This window comes from Pseudomonas extremaustralis, assembly GCF_900102035.1.
GTDB classification, from domain to species: domain Bacteria; phylum Pseudomonadota; class Gammaproteobacteria; order Pseudomonadales; family Pseudomonadaceae; genus Aquipseudomonas; species Aquipseudomonas extremaustralis.
This window is the reverse complement of the sequence record NZ_LT629689.1, coordinates 3,907,025-3,920,406: the sequence shown is the minus strand read 5'-3', so window position 1 is coordinate 3,920,406 and position 13,382 is coordinate 3,907,025. Positions and strand designations below refer to the sequence as shown.

At 61.0% G+C, this 13,382-nt stretch carries 11 protein-coding genes and 1 pseudogene; 6 read left to right on the top strand and 6 right to left on the bottom strand.

Features of this window, described 5'->3' with window-relative positions; translation table 11 throughout:
• The first annotated feature begins 339 nt into the window (after positions 1-339).
• The 3 genes from kdgD (at position 340) to BLR63_RS18100 (ending at position 3,978) form a co-directional block, all read left to right on the top strand.
• Entirely contained in the window at positions 340-1,251 is a 912-nt protein-coding gene (gene kdgD / locus BLR63_RS18110; protein ID WP_010568026.1) for a 5-dehydro-4-deoxyglucarate dehydratase, read from the top strand.
• A 54-nt stretch (positions 1,252-1,305) separates the two neighbouring features.
• A complete protein-coding gene (locus BLR63_RS18105) occupies positions 1,306-2,751 on the top strand; it encodes an aldehyde dehydrogenase family protein (RefSeq protein WP_010568025.1) in 1,446 nt (481 codons plus the stop codon).
• A gap of 126 nt (positions 2,752-2,877) precedes the next feature.
• Entirely contained in the window at positions 2,878-3,978 is a 1,101-nt protein-coding gene (locus tag BLR63_RS18100) for an IS110 family RNA-guided transposase (RefSeq protein ID WP_042948040.1), read from the top strand.
• 253 nt (positions 3,979-4,231) lie between these two features.
• On the opposite strand, the pseudogene BLR63_RS31920 reads toward BLR63_RS18100, so the two are convergent.
• A pseudogene (locus BLR63_RS31920) lies at positions 4,232-4,315 on the bottom strand (outer membrane lipoprotein carrier protein LolA); the annotation flags it as partial.
• An 80-nt stretch (positions 4,316-4,395) separates the two neighbouring features.
• Between BLR63_RS31920 and BLR63_RS18095 the strand changes: the two are divergent.
• From BLR63_RS18095 to BLR63_RS18085, 3 genes are all read left to right on the top strand, one after another.
• Positions 4,396-5,760, top strand: a complete 1,365-nt coding sequence (locus tag BLR63_RS18095) for an MFS transporter (protein WP_010567669.1) — start codon at positions 4,396-4,398, stop codon at positions 5,758-5,760.
• Positions 5,761-5,771: 11 nt separating this feature from the next.
• Positions 5,772-7,325: a galactarate dehydratase gene (gene garD, locus BLR63_RS18090; RefSeq protein WP_010567670.1), complete on the top strand. Its 1,554-nt coding sequence runs from the start codon at positions 5,772-5,774 to the stop codon at positions 7,323-7,325.
• A 174-nt stretch (positions 7,326-7,499) separates the two neighbouring features.
• Positions 7,500-8,441 (top strand): AEC family transporter, encoded by a 942-nt coding sequence (locus BLR63_RS18085; protein WP_010567671.1) that lies wholly within the window; start codon positions 7,500-7,502, stop codon positions 8,439-8,441.
• On the opposite strand, the gene BLR63_RS18080 is transcribed toward BLR63_RS18085, so the two are convergent.
• From BLR63_RS18080 to gatA, 5 genes are all read right to left on the bottom strand, one after another.
• Positions 8,438-8,818, bottom strand: a complete 381-nt coding sequence (locus BLR63_RS18080; protein ID WP_010567672.1) for a carboxymuconolactone decarboxylase family protein — start codon at positions 8,816-8,818, stop codon at positions 8,438-8,440. The two genes, BLR63_RS18085 and BLR63_RS18080, sit on opposite strands and share 4 nt — an antisense overlap.
• Complete coding sequence (locus BLR63_RS18075; protein ID WP_010567673.1) at positions 8,815-9,894, bottom strand: calcium/sodium antiporter; 1,080 nt, start codon at positions 9,892-9,894, stop codon at positions 8,815-8,817. Before BLR63_RS18075 ends, BLR63_RS18080 begins: the two co-directional genes overlap by 4 nt.
• 38 nt (positions 9,895-9,932) lie before the next feature.
• The gene (locus BLR63_RS18070; protein WP_010567674.1) at positions 9,933-10,304 is read right to left on the bottom strand and encodes a septal ring lytic transglycosylase RlpA family protein; all 372 of its coding nucleotides are present in this window, start codon (positions 10,302-10,304) and stop codon (positions 9,933-9,935) included.
• 157 nt (positions 10,305-10,461) lie between these two features.
• Positions 10,462-11,907 carry an Asp-tRNA(Asn)/Glu-tRNA(Gln) amidotransferase subunit GatB gene (gatB, locus tag BLR63_RS18065; RefSeq protein ID WP_010567675.1) on the bottom strand — a complete coding sequence of 482 codons (1,446 nt, stop codon included), beginning with the start codon at positions 11,905-11,907 and terminating at the stop codon, positions 10,462-10,464.
• A gap of 10 nt (positions 11,908-11,917) precedes the next feature.
• On the bottom strand, positions 11,918-13,369 hold the full coding sequence (gene gatA / locus BLR63_RS18060) for an Asp-tRNA(Asn)/Glu-tRNA(Gln) amidotransferase subunit GatA (protein WP_010567676.1): 1,452 nt from the start codon (positions 13,367-13,369) through the stop codon (positions 11,918-11,920).
• Between the last annotated feature and the right edge of the window lie 13 nt (positions 13,370-13,382).

The following is a 13,382-nucleotide window of genomic DNA, read 5'->3' as shown; positions in this document are numbered from 1 at the left end:
TTGCTCGCGAAGAGCCTGAGATCAATGTGCTCCGTCTGAATCAGCGCGGTGTTCTTGAGTGTTTCGCGAGCAAGTTCGCTCCTGCCCGCGGATCAATCTTCAGTTTGTTGGGGTGTTCGGTCTGTAGTCCTTGAGTAACCCATGCGTATTCCATCCTCACCTATCACGGGTCCAGTGCTGATCGTTCAGATCATTCACGGCCGGTGCATACAGTGCTGCCTTGAAGCCGGACGATGAATTGCTGTTGACGAATTTTTTTATAGTTGTACGATGACGTACGACATTAGTAAAACCAACAACAACCTTCCATAGAAAGTCTTCGCCCAGGGTGTTCGAATAATGAATCCACAAGAACTGAAGTCCATCCTTTCCCACGGTCTGCTGTCTTTTCCGGTGACCGATTTCAACGCCCAGGGTGACTTCCACCAGGCGGGCTACATCAAGCGCCTGGAATGGCTCGCCCCTTACGGTGCCACTGCGTTGTTCGCTGCCGGCGGTACCGGTGAGTTTTTCTCCCTCGCCGCGAGCGAATATTCCCAGGTGGTGAAGACCGCCGTTGATACCTGCGCCAACAGCGTGCCGATTCTTGCGGGTGTCGGCGGTTCGACCCGCCAGGCCATCGAGTACGCCCAGGAAGCCGAGCGCCTCGGCGCCAAAGGCCTGCTGCTGCTGCCGCACTACCTCACCGAAGCCAGCCAGGACGGGGTTGCCGCCCACGTTGAAGCGGTGTGCAAGTCGGTGAAAATCGGCGTGGTGGTCTACAACCGCAACGTCTGCCGCCTGACTGCGCCCTTGCTGGAACGCCTGGCCGAACGCTGCCCGAACCTGATCGGCTACAAGGATGGCCTGGGCGACATCGAGTTGATGGTGTCGATCCGCCGTCGCCTCGGTGATCGTTTCAGCTACCTCGGCGGCCTGCCGACTGCAGAGGTTTACGCCGCTGCCTACAAGGCCCTGGGCGTGCCGGTGTACTCCTCGGCGGTGTTCAACTTCATCCCGAAGACTGCGATGGATTTCTACCACGCCATTGCCAAGGACGATCACGCCACCGTCGCCAAGATCATCGACGATTTCTTCCTGCCGTACCTGGACATCCGTAACCGCAAGGCCGGCTATGCCGTGAGCATCGTCAAGGCGGGGGCAAAAATCGTCGGCCACGACGCGGGCCCGGTGCGCACGCCGCTGACCGACCTGCTGCCGGAAGAATACGAAGCCCTGGCCGCGCTGATCGATAAGCAAGGCGCGCAATAACTTATCTACAAGGCCGCTGAGAGATCAGCGGCCTTTTGCGTCAGGAGAAGATTCGTGTCTAAAGTCCAGCGTTATGAAAACTACATCAACGGCCAATGGGTGGCCGGTGCCGACTACTGCGTCAACCTCAATCCGTCGGAGTTGTCTGATGTCATTGGCGAATATGCCAAGGCAGATGTCGCCCAAGTCAATGCCGCCATCGACGCCGCGCGCGCTGCGTTCCCGGCCTGGTCCACCTCCGGGATTCAGGCGCGTCACGACGCGTTGGATAAAGTCGGCAGCGAAATCCTCGCCCGCCGTGAAGAACTCGGCACGCTGTTGGCCCGGGAAGAGGGCAAGACCCTGCCCGAAGCCATCGGCGAAGTGACCCGCGCCGGGAATATCTTCAAGTTCTTCGCCGGTGAATGTCTGCGTCTGTCCGGTGACTACGTGCCGTCGGTGCGTCCTGGCGTCAACGTTGAAGTCACCCGCGAAGCGCTGGGTGTGGTCGGCTTGATCACGCCGTGGAACTTCCCGATTGCCATCCCGGCCTGGAAAATCGCGCCGGCCTTGGCCTACGGTAACTGCGTGGTGATCAAGCCGGCGGAACTGGTGCCGGGCTGCGCCTGGGCCCTGGCTGAAATCATTTCCCGTGCCGGTTTTCCCGCCGGTGTATTCAACCTGGTGATGGGCAGCGGCCGTGTGGTGGGCGACGTGCTGGTCAACAGCCCGAAAGTCGACGGCATCAGCTTCACCGGTTCTGTGGGTGTGGGCCGTCAGATCGCCGTCAGTTGCGTGTCGCGCCAGGCAAAAGTGCAACTGGAAATGGGCGGCAAAAACCCGCAGATCATTCTCGACGACGCCGACCTCAAGCAGGCCGTCGAGTTGTCGGTGCAGAGCGCGTTCTACTCTACCGGCCAGCGTTGCACCGCATCGAGCCGCCTGATCGTCACCGCCGGTATTCACGACCAGTTCGTCGCGGCCATGGCCGAGCGCATGAAGTCGATCAAGGTCGGCCACGCATTGAAAAGCGGCACCGACATCGGCCCGGTCGTCTCCCAGGCCCAGTTGGATCAGGACCTGAAATACATCGACATCGGCCAGAGCGAGGGCGCGCGGCTGGTGAGCGGCGGCGGCCTGGTGACCTGCGACACCGAAGGTTACTTCCTGGCGCCGACGCTGTTTGCCGACAGCGAAGCCGCCATGCGCATCAGCCGTGAAGAGATCTTCGGCCCGGTGGCCAACGTGGTACGCGTGGCGGACTACGAGGCGGCGCTGGCCATGGCCAACGACACCGAGTTCGGTTTGTCGGCAGGCATCGCCACCACCTCGTTGAAGTACGCCAACCACTTCAAGCGTCATTCCCAGGCCGGGATGGTGATGGTCAACCTGCCGACCGCCGGGGTGGACTATCACGTTCCGTTCGGTGGTCGTAAGGGCTCATCCTATGGTTCGCGTGAGCAGGGTCGCTATGCGCAAGAGTTCTACACCGTGGTGAAAACCAGCTACATCGGTTCGTAACACCCGGCCTCTTCTGTCAAGGGAGGGGGGCTGTCTTTCTGTAATTGAATGGACTCGCCCAAGCCGAGGCGTCTGTGCGCCACGGTGGCATTCTTATAGAAAGCCAACGACAGCGAGGGCGAGACCATGAAAAAGCATACGACGATCAACCAGTCTTTGTCAGCCGATGTATCTACCTGCATGAACGTTGCGGTAGATCTTGCCAAAAAGGTCTTTCAGGTGGCCGGTGAGGATGCGCTCGGACAGGTGATATTCGAAGATCGGATCAAGTCACGTGAAGCCTTCCAGGCCTTTCTTCAGAAGCTTCCAGCAAGCGTGACGGTGCTGGTGGAAACCGGGCCAGGCGCTCAAGCATGGGCGCGGTTGCTGCAAGCGCAGGGCAATCCCGTGCGCATCCTGCCCGCTCAGCATGTTGCCAATCATCGCAGCGGCCCGAAAAACGATCGCAATGATGCATTGGCGATCCTGCGTGCAGGCCGCGATTGCACGATATCAGCGGTACCGGTCAAGAGCGCAGCGGCGATGGCGATGCAAGCACTGCACCGAGCCCGGCAGGGATACATTCGGCGACGTACGGCGGTCGGTAATCAGATGCGTGGCTTGTTGCTGGAGCAAGGGGTCTCTATGGCGCAGGGCGAAACAGCCATCAGCCAACGTGTCCCTCGAATACTGGAAGATGCTACTCAGCCATTACCCGATTTGCTGCGTGAACTGATCGCCGAGCTGCTAGGAGAATGGGATCAATTGGGCGAACGCGTGAACGTGTTGACTGGTCGGCTCGAAACAGCGGCCAAGCAGAACGAGACCGCCAAGCGGCTGATGACGGTACGCGGAGTGGGGCCGATCATTGCCACAGCGCTACTGGCCAAGCAAACCGAGCCTGAACGCTTCGCCAATGCTCGACAGTTCGCCGCCTACTTCGGGTTGGTACCCAGCCAACACAGTAGTGGCGAGAAGATCCGGTTGGGCAAGATGAGCAAACAGGGTGATGCTTACTTGCGCAGCTTGGCGATCCAAGGTGCCCACGCAGTTCTAAGACAGGTACGACCGGATTCAGAGCAGCCGGACGACCAGCGTCTACAGCGCTGGATATCCCGCCTGGGACGCAAGGAGGCGGCGGTGCGTTTGGCCAACCGCAACCTGCGCATCCTCTGGCGGCTCCTTCAAAATGACCAGACTTATCGTCGCCAACCAGGCAATAGCCAGGAGGCTACGATGAGTCACTGATCTACAGCGTTCTGCCACCGGGGCGTTAAGCCGCTCCAACCCATGCTAAAGAACATTGACCCCTGGTCAGACCGTCGCGAACTGATGCCTGCGCTCCTACCGGCCCTTGAGGCCTAACTGTAATGGGCATATCGCGAGCTGATCCAATGTTGGCCAGAAGCTGCTTGGGCTTCCTCGAATAGGCCTGATACATAGATGCAACCGGGTAACAATGTTTGAAAAGCGGGTTGAATGTGGGGGCGAGTCCATACATAGGAGCGAGCTTGCTCGCGAAAAACCTGAGAGCGCCGCGTGCATCCTGATTGCATGCGTCATCGTTGACGATTTTCGCGAGCAAGCTCGTTCCTACAGAGGGGCGGCATCCAGCAACACATAAACATCACCCGCAAAAAAAATAATTAGTGGGAGTACTTCTACATGCAAGCGACCAAGCCGACCCATGTCCGCTATTTGATCCTGCTCATGCTGTTCCTGGTGACCACGATCAACTACGCCGACCGGGCCACCATCGCTATCGCGGGCTCCAGCCTGCAAAAAGACCTCGGCATCGACGCGGTCACCCTTGGTTATATCTTCTCTGCATTCGGTTGGGCCTACGTGGCCGGGCAAATTCCCGGCGGCTGGCTGCTGGATCGCTTCGGCTCGAAAAAAGTCTATGCCCTGAGCATCTTCACCTGGTCAGTGTTCACGGTGCTGCAAGGCTATGTGGGCGAGTTCGGGGTTTCCACCGCGGTGGTTGCGCTGTTCATGCTGCGCTTCATGGTAGGACTGGCTGAAGCGCCATCCTTTCCCGGTAATGCCCGCATTGTGGCGGCCTGGTTTCCTACCGCTGAACGCGGCACCGCCTCGGCGATCTTCAACTCTGCGCAATACTTCGCCACGGTGCTGTTCGCGCCGCTGATGGGCTGGATCGTCTACCGCTTCGGCTGGCAGCACGTATTCATCGTGATGGGCGTGATTGGCGTACTGTTCTCGCTGATCTGGCTGAAAGTTATCCACAGCCCGCGCCAGCACCCGATGATCAACGAAGCCGAGCTGAACCACATCGCCGCCAATGGCGCGATGGTCGATATGGATCAGGACAAAGGCAAGGGTAAGAAAACCGACGGTCCGAAGTGGGATTACATCCGCCAACTGCTGACCAACCGCATGATGCTCGGCGTGTACCTGGGTCAGTACTGCATCAACGGCATCACGTACTTTTTCCTGACCTGGTTCCCGGTGTACCTGGTGCAGGACCGCGGCATGGCCATCCTCAAGGCCGGTTTCATTGCCTCGCTTCCGGCGATCTGTGGCTTTATCGGCGGTGTGCTGGGCGGGGTGATTTCCGACTACCTGCTGCGCAAAGGCCATTCCCTGACCTTCGCGCGCAAGGCACCGATCATTGGTGGCCTGCTGATCTCCAGCAGCATCGTGGCGTGCAACTACGTGGATATCGAATGGATGGTGGTGGGCTTCATGGCCTTGGCCTTCTTCGGTAAAGGCGTTGGCGCACTGGGCTGGGCGGTGGTGTCCGACACTTCGCCGAAACAAATCGCCGGCCTCAGTGGCGGCCTGTTCAACACCTTCGGTAATCTCGCCTCGATCACCACGCCGATCGTCATCGGCTACATCATCAGCACCACCGGGTCGTTCAAATGGGCCCTGGTGTTCGTCGGCGCCAACGCGCTGGTGGCGGTGTTCAGCTACCTGGTGATTGTCGGCCCGATCAAGCGTGTGGTGCTCAAAGAACCACCAAGCCAAGGGCCTGAGCTGACCAACCTTACCCACGTGCATTCCTGAGGAGCGATGTAATGCAGTTGATTGAACATGCGGACTCGCCGCGCTCCATTCGTTTGCATGAGAGCGACAATGTGGTGATCGTGGTCAATGACCAGGGCGTACCGGCCGGGACTGAGTTTCCGGACGGCCTGGTGACCGTGGAATTCATCCCCCAAAGCCACAAGGTGACCCTGGAAGATATCCCCGAAGGCGGTCGGATCATTCGCTACGGCCAGACCATCGGCTACGCCCTGGCGCCGATTCCGCGCGGCAGTTGGGTACAGGAAGATCAACTGCGCATGCCCACCGCGCCGCCGCTGGACAGCTTGCCGTTGTCTACCGAGGTGCCTGAGGCTCAGGCGCCGCTGGAAGGGTTTACCTTCGAGGGTTATCGCAATGCCGACGGTACGGTCGGTACGCGCAATATCCTTGGCATCACTACCACGGTGCAGTGCGTCACCGGCGTGCTGGACCATGCGGTCAAGCGCATCAAGGACGAACTGCTGCCCAAGTACCCCCGCGTCGATGACGTGGTGGCGCTGACCCACAGCTACGGCTGCGGAGTGGCGATCACTGCGACGGATGCCTACATCCCGATCCGCACCGTGCGTAATCTGGCGCGCAACCCGAACCTGGGGGGCGAAGCCCTGGTAATCAGCCTGGGCTGCGAGAAATTGCAGGCCGGGCAGGTGATGCACGACAACGACAGCTCCGTCGACCTGAGCGAGCCGTGGCTGTATCGGCTGCAGGATTCCAGCCACGGGTTTACCGAGATGATCGAGCAGATCATGGCGCTGGCCGAGGTGCGCCTGAAGAAGCTCGATCAGCGTCGCCGGGAAACCGTGCCGGCGTCGGAGCTGATCCTGGGCATGCAGTGCGGCGGCAGCGATGCGTTTTCCGGCATCACCGCCAACCCGGCGTTGGGGTTCGCCTCGGATTTGTTGCTACGAGCGGGGGCGACGGTGATGTTTTCCGAAGTCACTGAAGTCCGCGATGCCATCTATCTGTTGACGTCTCGTGCACAGACGAAGGAAGTGGCCGAAGAGTTGGTCAGGGAAATGGACTGGTACGACCGTTACCTGGCCAAAGGCGAGGCGGATCGCAGTGCCAATACCACTCCAGGAAACAAGAAGGGCGGGTTGTCGAACATTGTCGAGAAGTCCCTGGGCTCTATCGTCAAGTCCGGTAGCAGCGCGATCAACGGCGTGCTCGGTCCGGGTGAGCGCTTCAAGGGCAAGGGCCTGATTTTCTGCGCCACGCCGGCCAGCGACTTCGTGTGCGGCACCTTGCAACTGGCCGCGGGGATGAATCTGCATGTGTTCACCACCGGGCGCGGCACGCCTTACGGGCTGGCAATGGCGCCGGTGGTGAAGGTGTCGACGCGCACGGAGCTGGCGCAGCGCTGGCCGGACCTCATCGATATCGATGCCGGGCGCATTGCCACCGGGCGCGCGACTATCGAGGAGCTGGGCTGGGAGTTGTTCCACTACTACCTGGATGTGGCCAGCGGCAAGAAGCAGACCTGGGCCGAGCAGCACAAGCTGCATAACGACATCACCTTGTTCAACCCGGCGCCGATTACCTGAGGTCGAGTCGCCTGTATCGGGAGCAAGCCCCTTCCCACACTTGACTGCGTTCCACCTTTGGAGCGCGGTCAAGTGTGGGAGGGGGCTTGCTCCCGATAGCGGTAGACCAGACGAAGCGGTCCGCACTGGCTTATCATTCGCCTCCTGACGACGCCCACCAAGGTTCTCCCCGGCATGCTGGCAATTTTCCTCACGACTCTTACCATCACCGCGCCGGTGTTTGCCATGCTGTTTCTCGGTGTGCTGCTCAAACGCATCAACTGGATCAACGACAACTTCATCCACACGGCTTCGTCCCTGGTGTTCAACGTCACCATGCCGGCGCTGCTGTTTCTGGGCATCCTGCATGCCGACCTGCACGCGGCACTCAAACCGGGTTTGCTGATCTACTTTTCCGTCGCCACGCTGCTGAGCTTTGCCATTGCGTGGGGCTGGGCGATCTTTCGTTGCAAGCGTGAAGACCGCGGCATCTACACCCAGGGCGCGTTTCGCGGCAACAACGGGGTGATCGGCCTCGCGCTGGCGGCCAGCATGTACGGTGATTACGGCATTTCCCTCGGCGCAATCCTCGCGGCGCTGGTGATCCTGCTCTACAACACGCTGTCGACCATTGTGCTGGCGGTCTACAGCCCGGTGATCAAATCGGACCCCTGGAGCATTTTAAAAAGTGTGGTGGCCAACCCCCTGATCATCAGCGTGATCGTTGCCGCGCCGTTCGCCTATTTCCAGATCGGGTTGCCGGGCTGGCTGGAAAAGTCCGCGCAGTACCTGGCGGACACGACATTGCCGCTGGCACTGATCTGCATCGGTGGCACGTTGTCATTGGTGGCATTGCGCAAGAGCGGCGACATGGCGTTGAGCGCAAGCTTGATGAAGATGGTGTGGCTGCCGGTGGTCGCCACGCTGGGCGCTTGGCTGCTGGGGTTCCGAGGGCCTGAATTGGGGATTCTGTTCCTGTACTTCGGCGCACCGACTGCGGCGGCGAGCTTTGTGATGGCCAGGGCGGCCGACGGCAATCATGAATTGGCCGCAGCGATTATTGTGATCACCACCCTGATGGCGGCGGTGACCACGAATATCGGGATCTTCGTGCTGCAGGCGGGCGGCTGGATCTAGCCGGCCGGCTGGTAGCTGTCGATCACTTCCTGGGCTGCCCGGAACGCATCGATCGCGGCCGGCACGCCGGCATACACCGCGCAATGCAGCAGCGCTTCACGAATCTCTTCGACGGTACAGCCATTGTTCAGCGCGCCGCGTACGTGGCCCTTGAGTTCCTGCGGGCACTTGAGCGCGGTCAGGGCGGCGAGGGTGATCAGGCTGCGTGTCTTCAATGGCAGGCCTTCACGGTTCCACACGCTGCCCCAGGCGTGCTCGTTGACGAAGTCTTGCAGCGGTTGCGTGAACTCGGTGGCGTTGCCCAGGGCGCGGTCGACGAATGCGTCGCCCATCACCTGACGACGCATTTCAACCCCTGGCTTTTTCTGATCGGTCATTGCGATTCCCTCTTGTGTTGGCGGCGCCAGGCTCGCAGCGTGCTGAACAACAGGAAAGCCACCAGCACTGGCAGGACGTAATACAGCATCAATTGTTCAAGTTTGTTGGCCAGGGACATACCGGTGGTGAACGCCATCACATGCAGTCCATACGCCAGGTACAGGCCCAGCAGCACCAGGCCTTCGGCGCGGGTGACGCGGTAGCCGCTATAAAACACCGGTAGGCACAGCACCACCACGCCGAGCATCACCGGCAGGTCGAAGTCCAGTGCATTGGGCGACACCGACAGCGGCGATGGCGCCAGCAGCGCAGTCAGCCCCAGTACGCCCAGCAGGTTGAACAGGTTGCTGCCGATCACGTTGCCCACGGCAATTTCGCGCTGGCCGCGCAGGGCGGCGATCAGCGACGTGGCCAGGCACGGCAACGAGGTGCCGACGCCGATCAGTGTGAGGCCGATGATGCGTTCGGACAGGCCCAGGTCGCTTGCCACATCCACCGCTGCGCTCAGCAGCAGGTGCCCGGCCAACACCAGGATCAACAGCCCGCCCAGCATCAGCAACACACTGCTCAGCCAGGGGGCCCGGGCCACGGTGTCCAGGGTACGCGGGCGACGGGAGTGGCGGGTCCGGTAGTGCAGCACCCCGAGATAGACGAGCAGCGCCACGAGCAACAGCAGGCCATCGACCGGAGTGAGTTCTTCGTTGGCGGCCAGGGTAAATACCAGCAGGCCGGCCAGGATCATCACCGGAATATCCAGGCACACCAGCTGTCGCGAGACGCGCAGTGGAATGATCAGCGCCGACAGGCCCAGGGTCACCAGGATGTTGAAAATGCTGCTGCCAATCACGCTGCCCACGGCAATGTCGGTGTTGCCGGCCAGGGTCGCCTGCAGGCTGACGGTCATCTGCGGTGCGCTGCTGCCGAAGGCGACGACTGTCAGGCCGATGATCAGCGGTCGCACCTTGAGGCTGGCGGCCAGGCGCACGGCGGCGCGCACCAGGATTTCGGCACCGACAATCAGCAACGCCAGGCCGCTGATCAGTTCGAGCAGGCTCCAGGGCGAGAGGGCGGTCAATCCGAAAATGGCAGGACTCCTTTGATTTTTTGCGGGGCTCAGTTGCCCATGGCTTGCACACGAACCCGAGCGGTGCCGCTGCCGAGCATACCCAGTTGCTCGGCAGCCTTGTGCGAAAGATCGATCAGGCGCCCACGGGTATGCGGACCGCGATCATTGATGCGGACCACGACGGATTTGTCGTTGTCGAGATTGGTCACCTTGACCTGGGTGCCGAAGGGCAACTGCCGATGGGCAGCGGTCAGGGCGTGCTGGTTGAAGGGCTCACCGCTGGCGGTCTTGTTGCCATGGTGCTTGGCGCCGTAATAGGACGCGGTGCCGGTTTCGTCATAGCCGTTGGGGTTGATGAGGCCGCTGGCGCAGCCGGCCAGCAAAGAGAACACGGCTAAAAGGCCAAGTAAGCGCTTCATTCAAGGTATCCCCTTATCAAATGTGGGAGGGGGCTTGCTCCCGATAGTGGAGTGTCAGTCATTGATGTTTTGACTGAATCACCGCTATCGGGAGCAAGCCCCCTCCCACAGTCGGTCCGAGTCGAGCATGAAATCTCACTCGGCCCTTTCACCGCTATCAGCCTTCGAGCTTGCTTTTCAGCAGTTCGTTCACCTGTTGCGGGTTGGCCTTGCCTTTGGAGGCTTTCATGGCCTGGCCGACAAAGAAGCCGAACATCTTGCCGCGCTTGGCTTCGTCTGCCGCACGGTACTGTTCGACCTGCTCGGCGTTGGCCGCGAGCATTTCGTCGAGAACGGCCGAGATGGCGCCGCTGTCGGTGACTTGCTTGAGGCCGCGCTTCTCGATGATTTCGTCGGCGCTGCCTTCGCCGCTGGCCATGGCTTCGAACACGGTCTTGGCGATTTTGCCGGAGATGGTGTTGTCCTTGATGCGCAGCAGCATGCCGCCCAACTGTTCGGCCGACACCGGCGCTTCGTCGATCTCCAGGCCTTGTTTGTTCAACAGGCTGCCCAGTTCAACCATCACCCAGTTGGCCGCCAGCTTGGCGTCCCCTGCGATGCTCACGACTTTTTCGAAGTAGTTGGCTTGCTCACGGCTCGACGCCAGGACGCTGGCGTCGTAGACCGACAGGCCGAACTGCGCCTGGAAGCGCTCGCGTTTCTGCGGCGGCAATTCCGGCAGGGTGGCGCGGACGTCGTCGAGGAACGAATCTTCGATGATCACCGGCAACAGGTCTGGATCGGGGAAGTAACGGTAGTCGTTGGCTTCCTCCTTGCTGCGCATGGCGCGGGTTTCGTCTTTGTTCGGGTCGTACAGGCGGGTTTGCTGGATCACCTTGCCGCCGTCTTCGATCAGTTCGATCTGGCGACGTACTTCGGTGTTGATCGCCTTCTCGATGAAACGGAACGAGTTGACGTTCTTGATCTCGCAGCGGGTGCCGTACTCGGCCTGGCCTTTCGGTCGGACCGACACGTTGCAGTCGCAGCGCAGCGAGCCTTCGGCCATGTTGCCGTCGCAGATGCCCAGGTAGCGCACCAGCGCGTGGATCGTCTTGACGTAGGCCACGGCTTCCTTGGCGCTACGCATGTCCGGTTCGGACACGATCTCCAGCAACGGCGTGCCGGCGCGGTTCAGGTCGATGCCGGTGGCGCCGTTGAACTCTTCATGCAGGCTCTTGCCGGCGTCTTCTTCCAAATGGGCGCGGGTCACGCCGACACGCTTGATCGTGCCGTCTTCCAGCGGGATGTCCAGGTAGCCTTTGCCGACAATCGGCAACTCCATCTGGCTGATCTGGTAGCCCTTGGGCAGGTCCGGATAGAAGTAGTTCTTGCGCGCGAAGACGCTGTGCTGGCCGATCTCGGCGTCGATCGCGAGGCCGAACATCACCGCCATGCGCACCGCTTCCTGGTTCAGCACCGGCAGTACGCCGGGCATGCCCAGGTCGACCAGGCTGGCCTGGGTGTTGGGCTCTGCGCCGAACGTGGTGGCACTACCGGAGAAAATCTTCGATTGGGTGGCGAGCTGGGTATGAATCTCCAGCCCGATCACAACTTCCCATTGCATAGTGTTCTCCTCAGAAGCCGGTAGGGGTGCGAGTGTGCCAGTCGGTGTTCAACTGGTACTGGTGCGCCACATTGAGCAGGCGGCCTTCCTGGAAATACGGAGCGAGCAATTGCACGCCCACCGGCAGGCCATCGACGAAACCGGCGGGCATGGACAAGCCCGGCAGGCCCGCGAGGTTGGCGGTGATGGTGTACAGGTCTTCCAGGTACTCGGCGATCGGGTCGCCGGTCTTGGCGCCGATCTTCCAGGCCGGGTTCGGCGTGGTCGGGCCGAGGATGACGTCGACTTCCTCGAAGGCCGCCATGAAGTCGTTCTTGATCAGGCGACGGATTTTCTGCGCCTTGAGGTAATAAGCGTCGTAATAGCCGGCCGACAGGGCGTAGGCACCGACCATGATCCGGCGTTGTACTTCGGCACCGAAGCCTTCGCCACGGGAGCGTTTGTACAGGTCGTTCAGGTCTTTCGGGTTTTCGCAGCGATAGCCGAAGCGCACGCCGTCGAAACGCGACAGGTTGGAGGACGCTTCAGCGGGGGCGATCACGTAGTAGGCCGGAATCGCGTGCTGGTTGTTCGGCAGGCTGATCTCCTTGATCACGGCACCGAGGCTTTCCAGCGTCTTGACGCTGTTGTGCACCAATTCGGCGATACGCGGGTCGAGACCGGCGCTGAAGTATTCCTTCGGCACGCCGATGCGCAGCCCTTTGAGGGAGGTCGTGAGGCTGGCGCGGTAGTCCGGCACCGGTTCGTCGATGCTGGTGGAGTCCTGTGGGTCGAAGCCCGCCATACCTTGCAACAGAATCGCGCAATCCTCGGCCGTGCGGGCCAGGGGGCCGCCCTGATCGAGGCTGGAGGCATAGGCGATCATGCCCCAGCGGGATACGCGACCGTATGTCGGTTTCAGACCGGTGAGGTTGGTGAACGCAGCGGGCTGGCGGATCGAGCCGCCGGTGTCGGTGGCCGTGGCCGCCGGCAGGAAGCGTGCGGCTACCGCTGCTGCCGAACCACCGGATGACCCGCCTGGCACGCAGTCGAGGTTCCACGGGTTTTTCACCGCGCCGTAGTAGCTCGACTCGTTGGCCGAACCCATGGCGAATTCGTCCATGTTGGTCTTGCCCAGGGTCACGGTCCCGGCGGCTGCAAGCTTGGACACCACGGTGGCGTCGTAGGGCGCCTTGAAGTTGTCGAGCATCTTCGAGCCGCAACTGGTGCGGATGCCCTGGGTGCAGAACAGGTCCTTGTGGGCGATCGGTGCGCCCAGCAGTGCACCCTGTTCACCGTTGGCGCGCCGTGCGTCGGCGGCCTTGGCCTGGCTCAAGGCCAGCTCTTCGGTGAGGCTGATGAAGCTGTTGACCTTGGGATCGAGCTCGGCGATACGCGCCAGCAAGGTCTTGGTCAGCTCTTCGGAGGAAAACTTTTTATCGGCGAGACCGCGGGCGATCTCGGCCAGAGTCATGTGATGCATTGCAGGCTCTTTC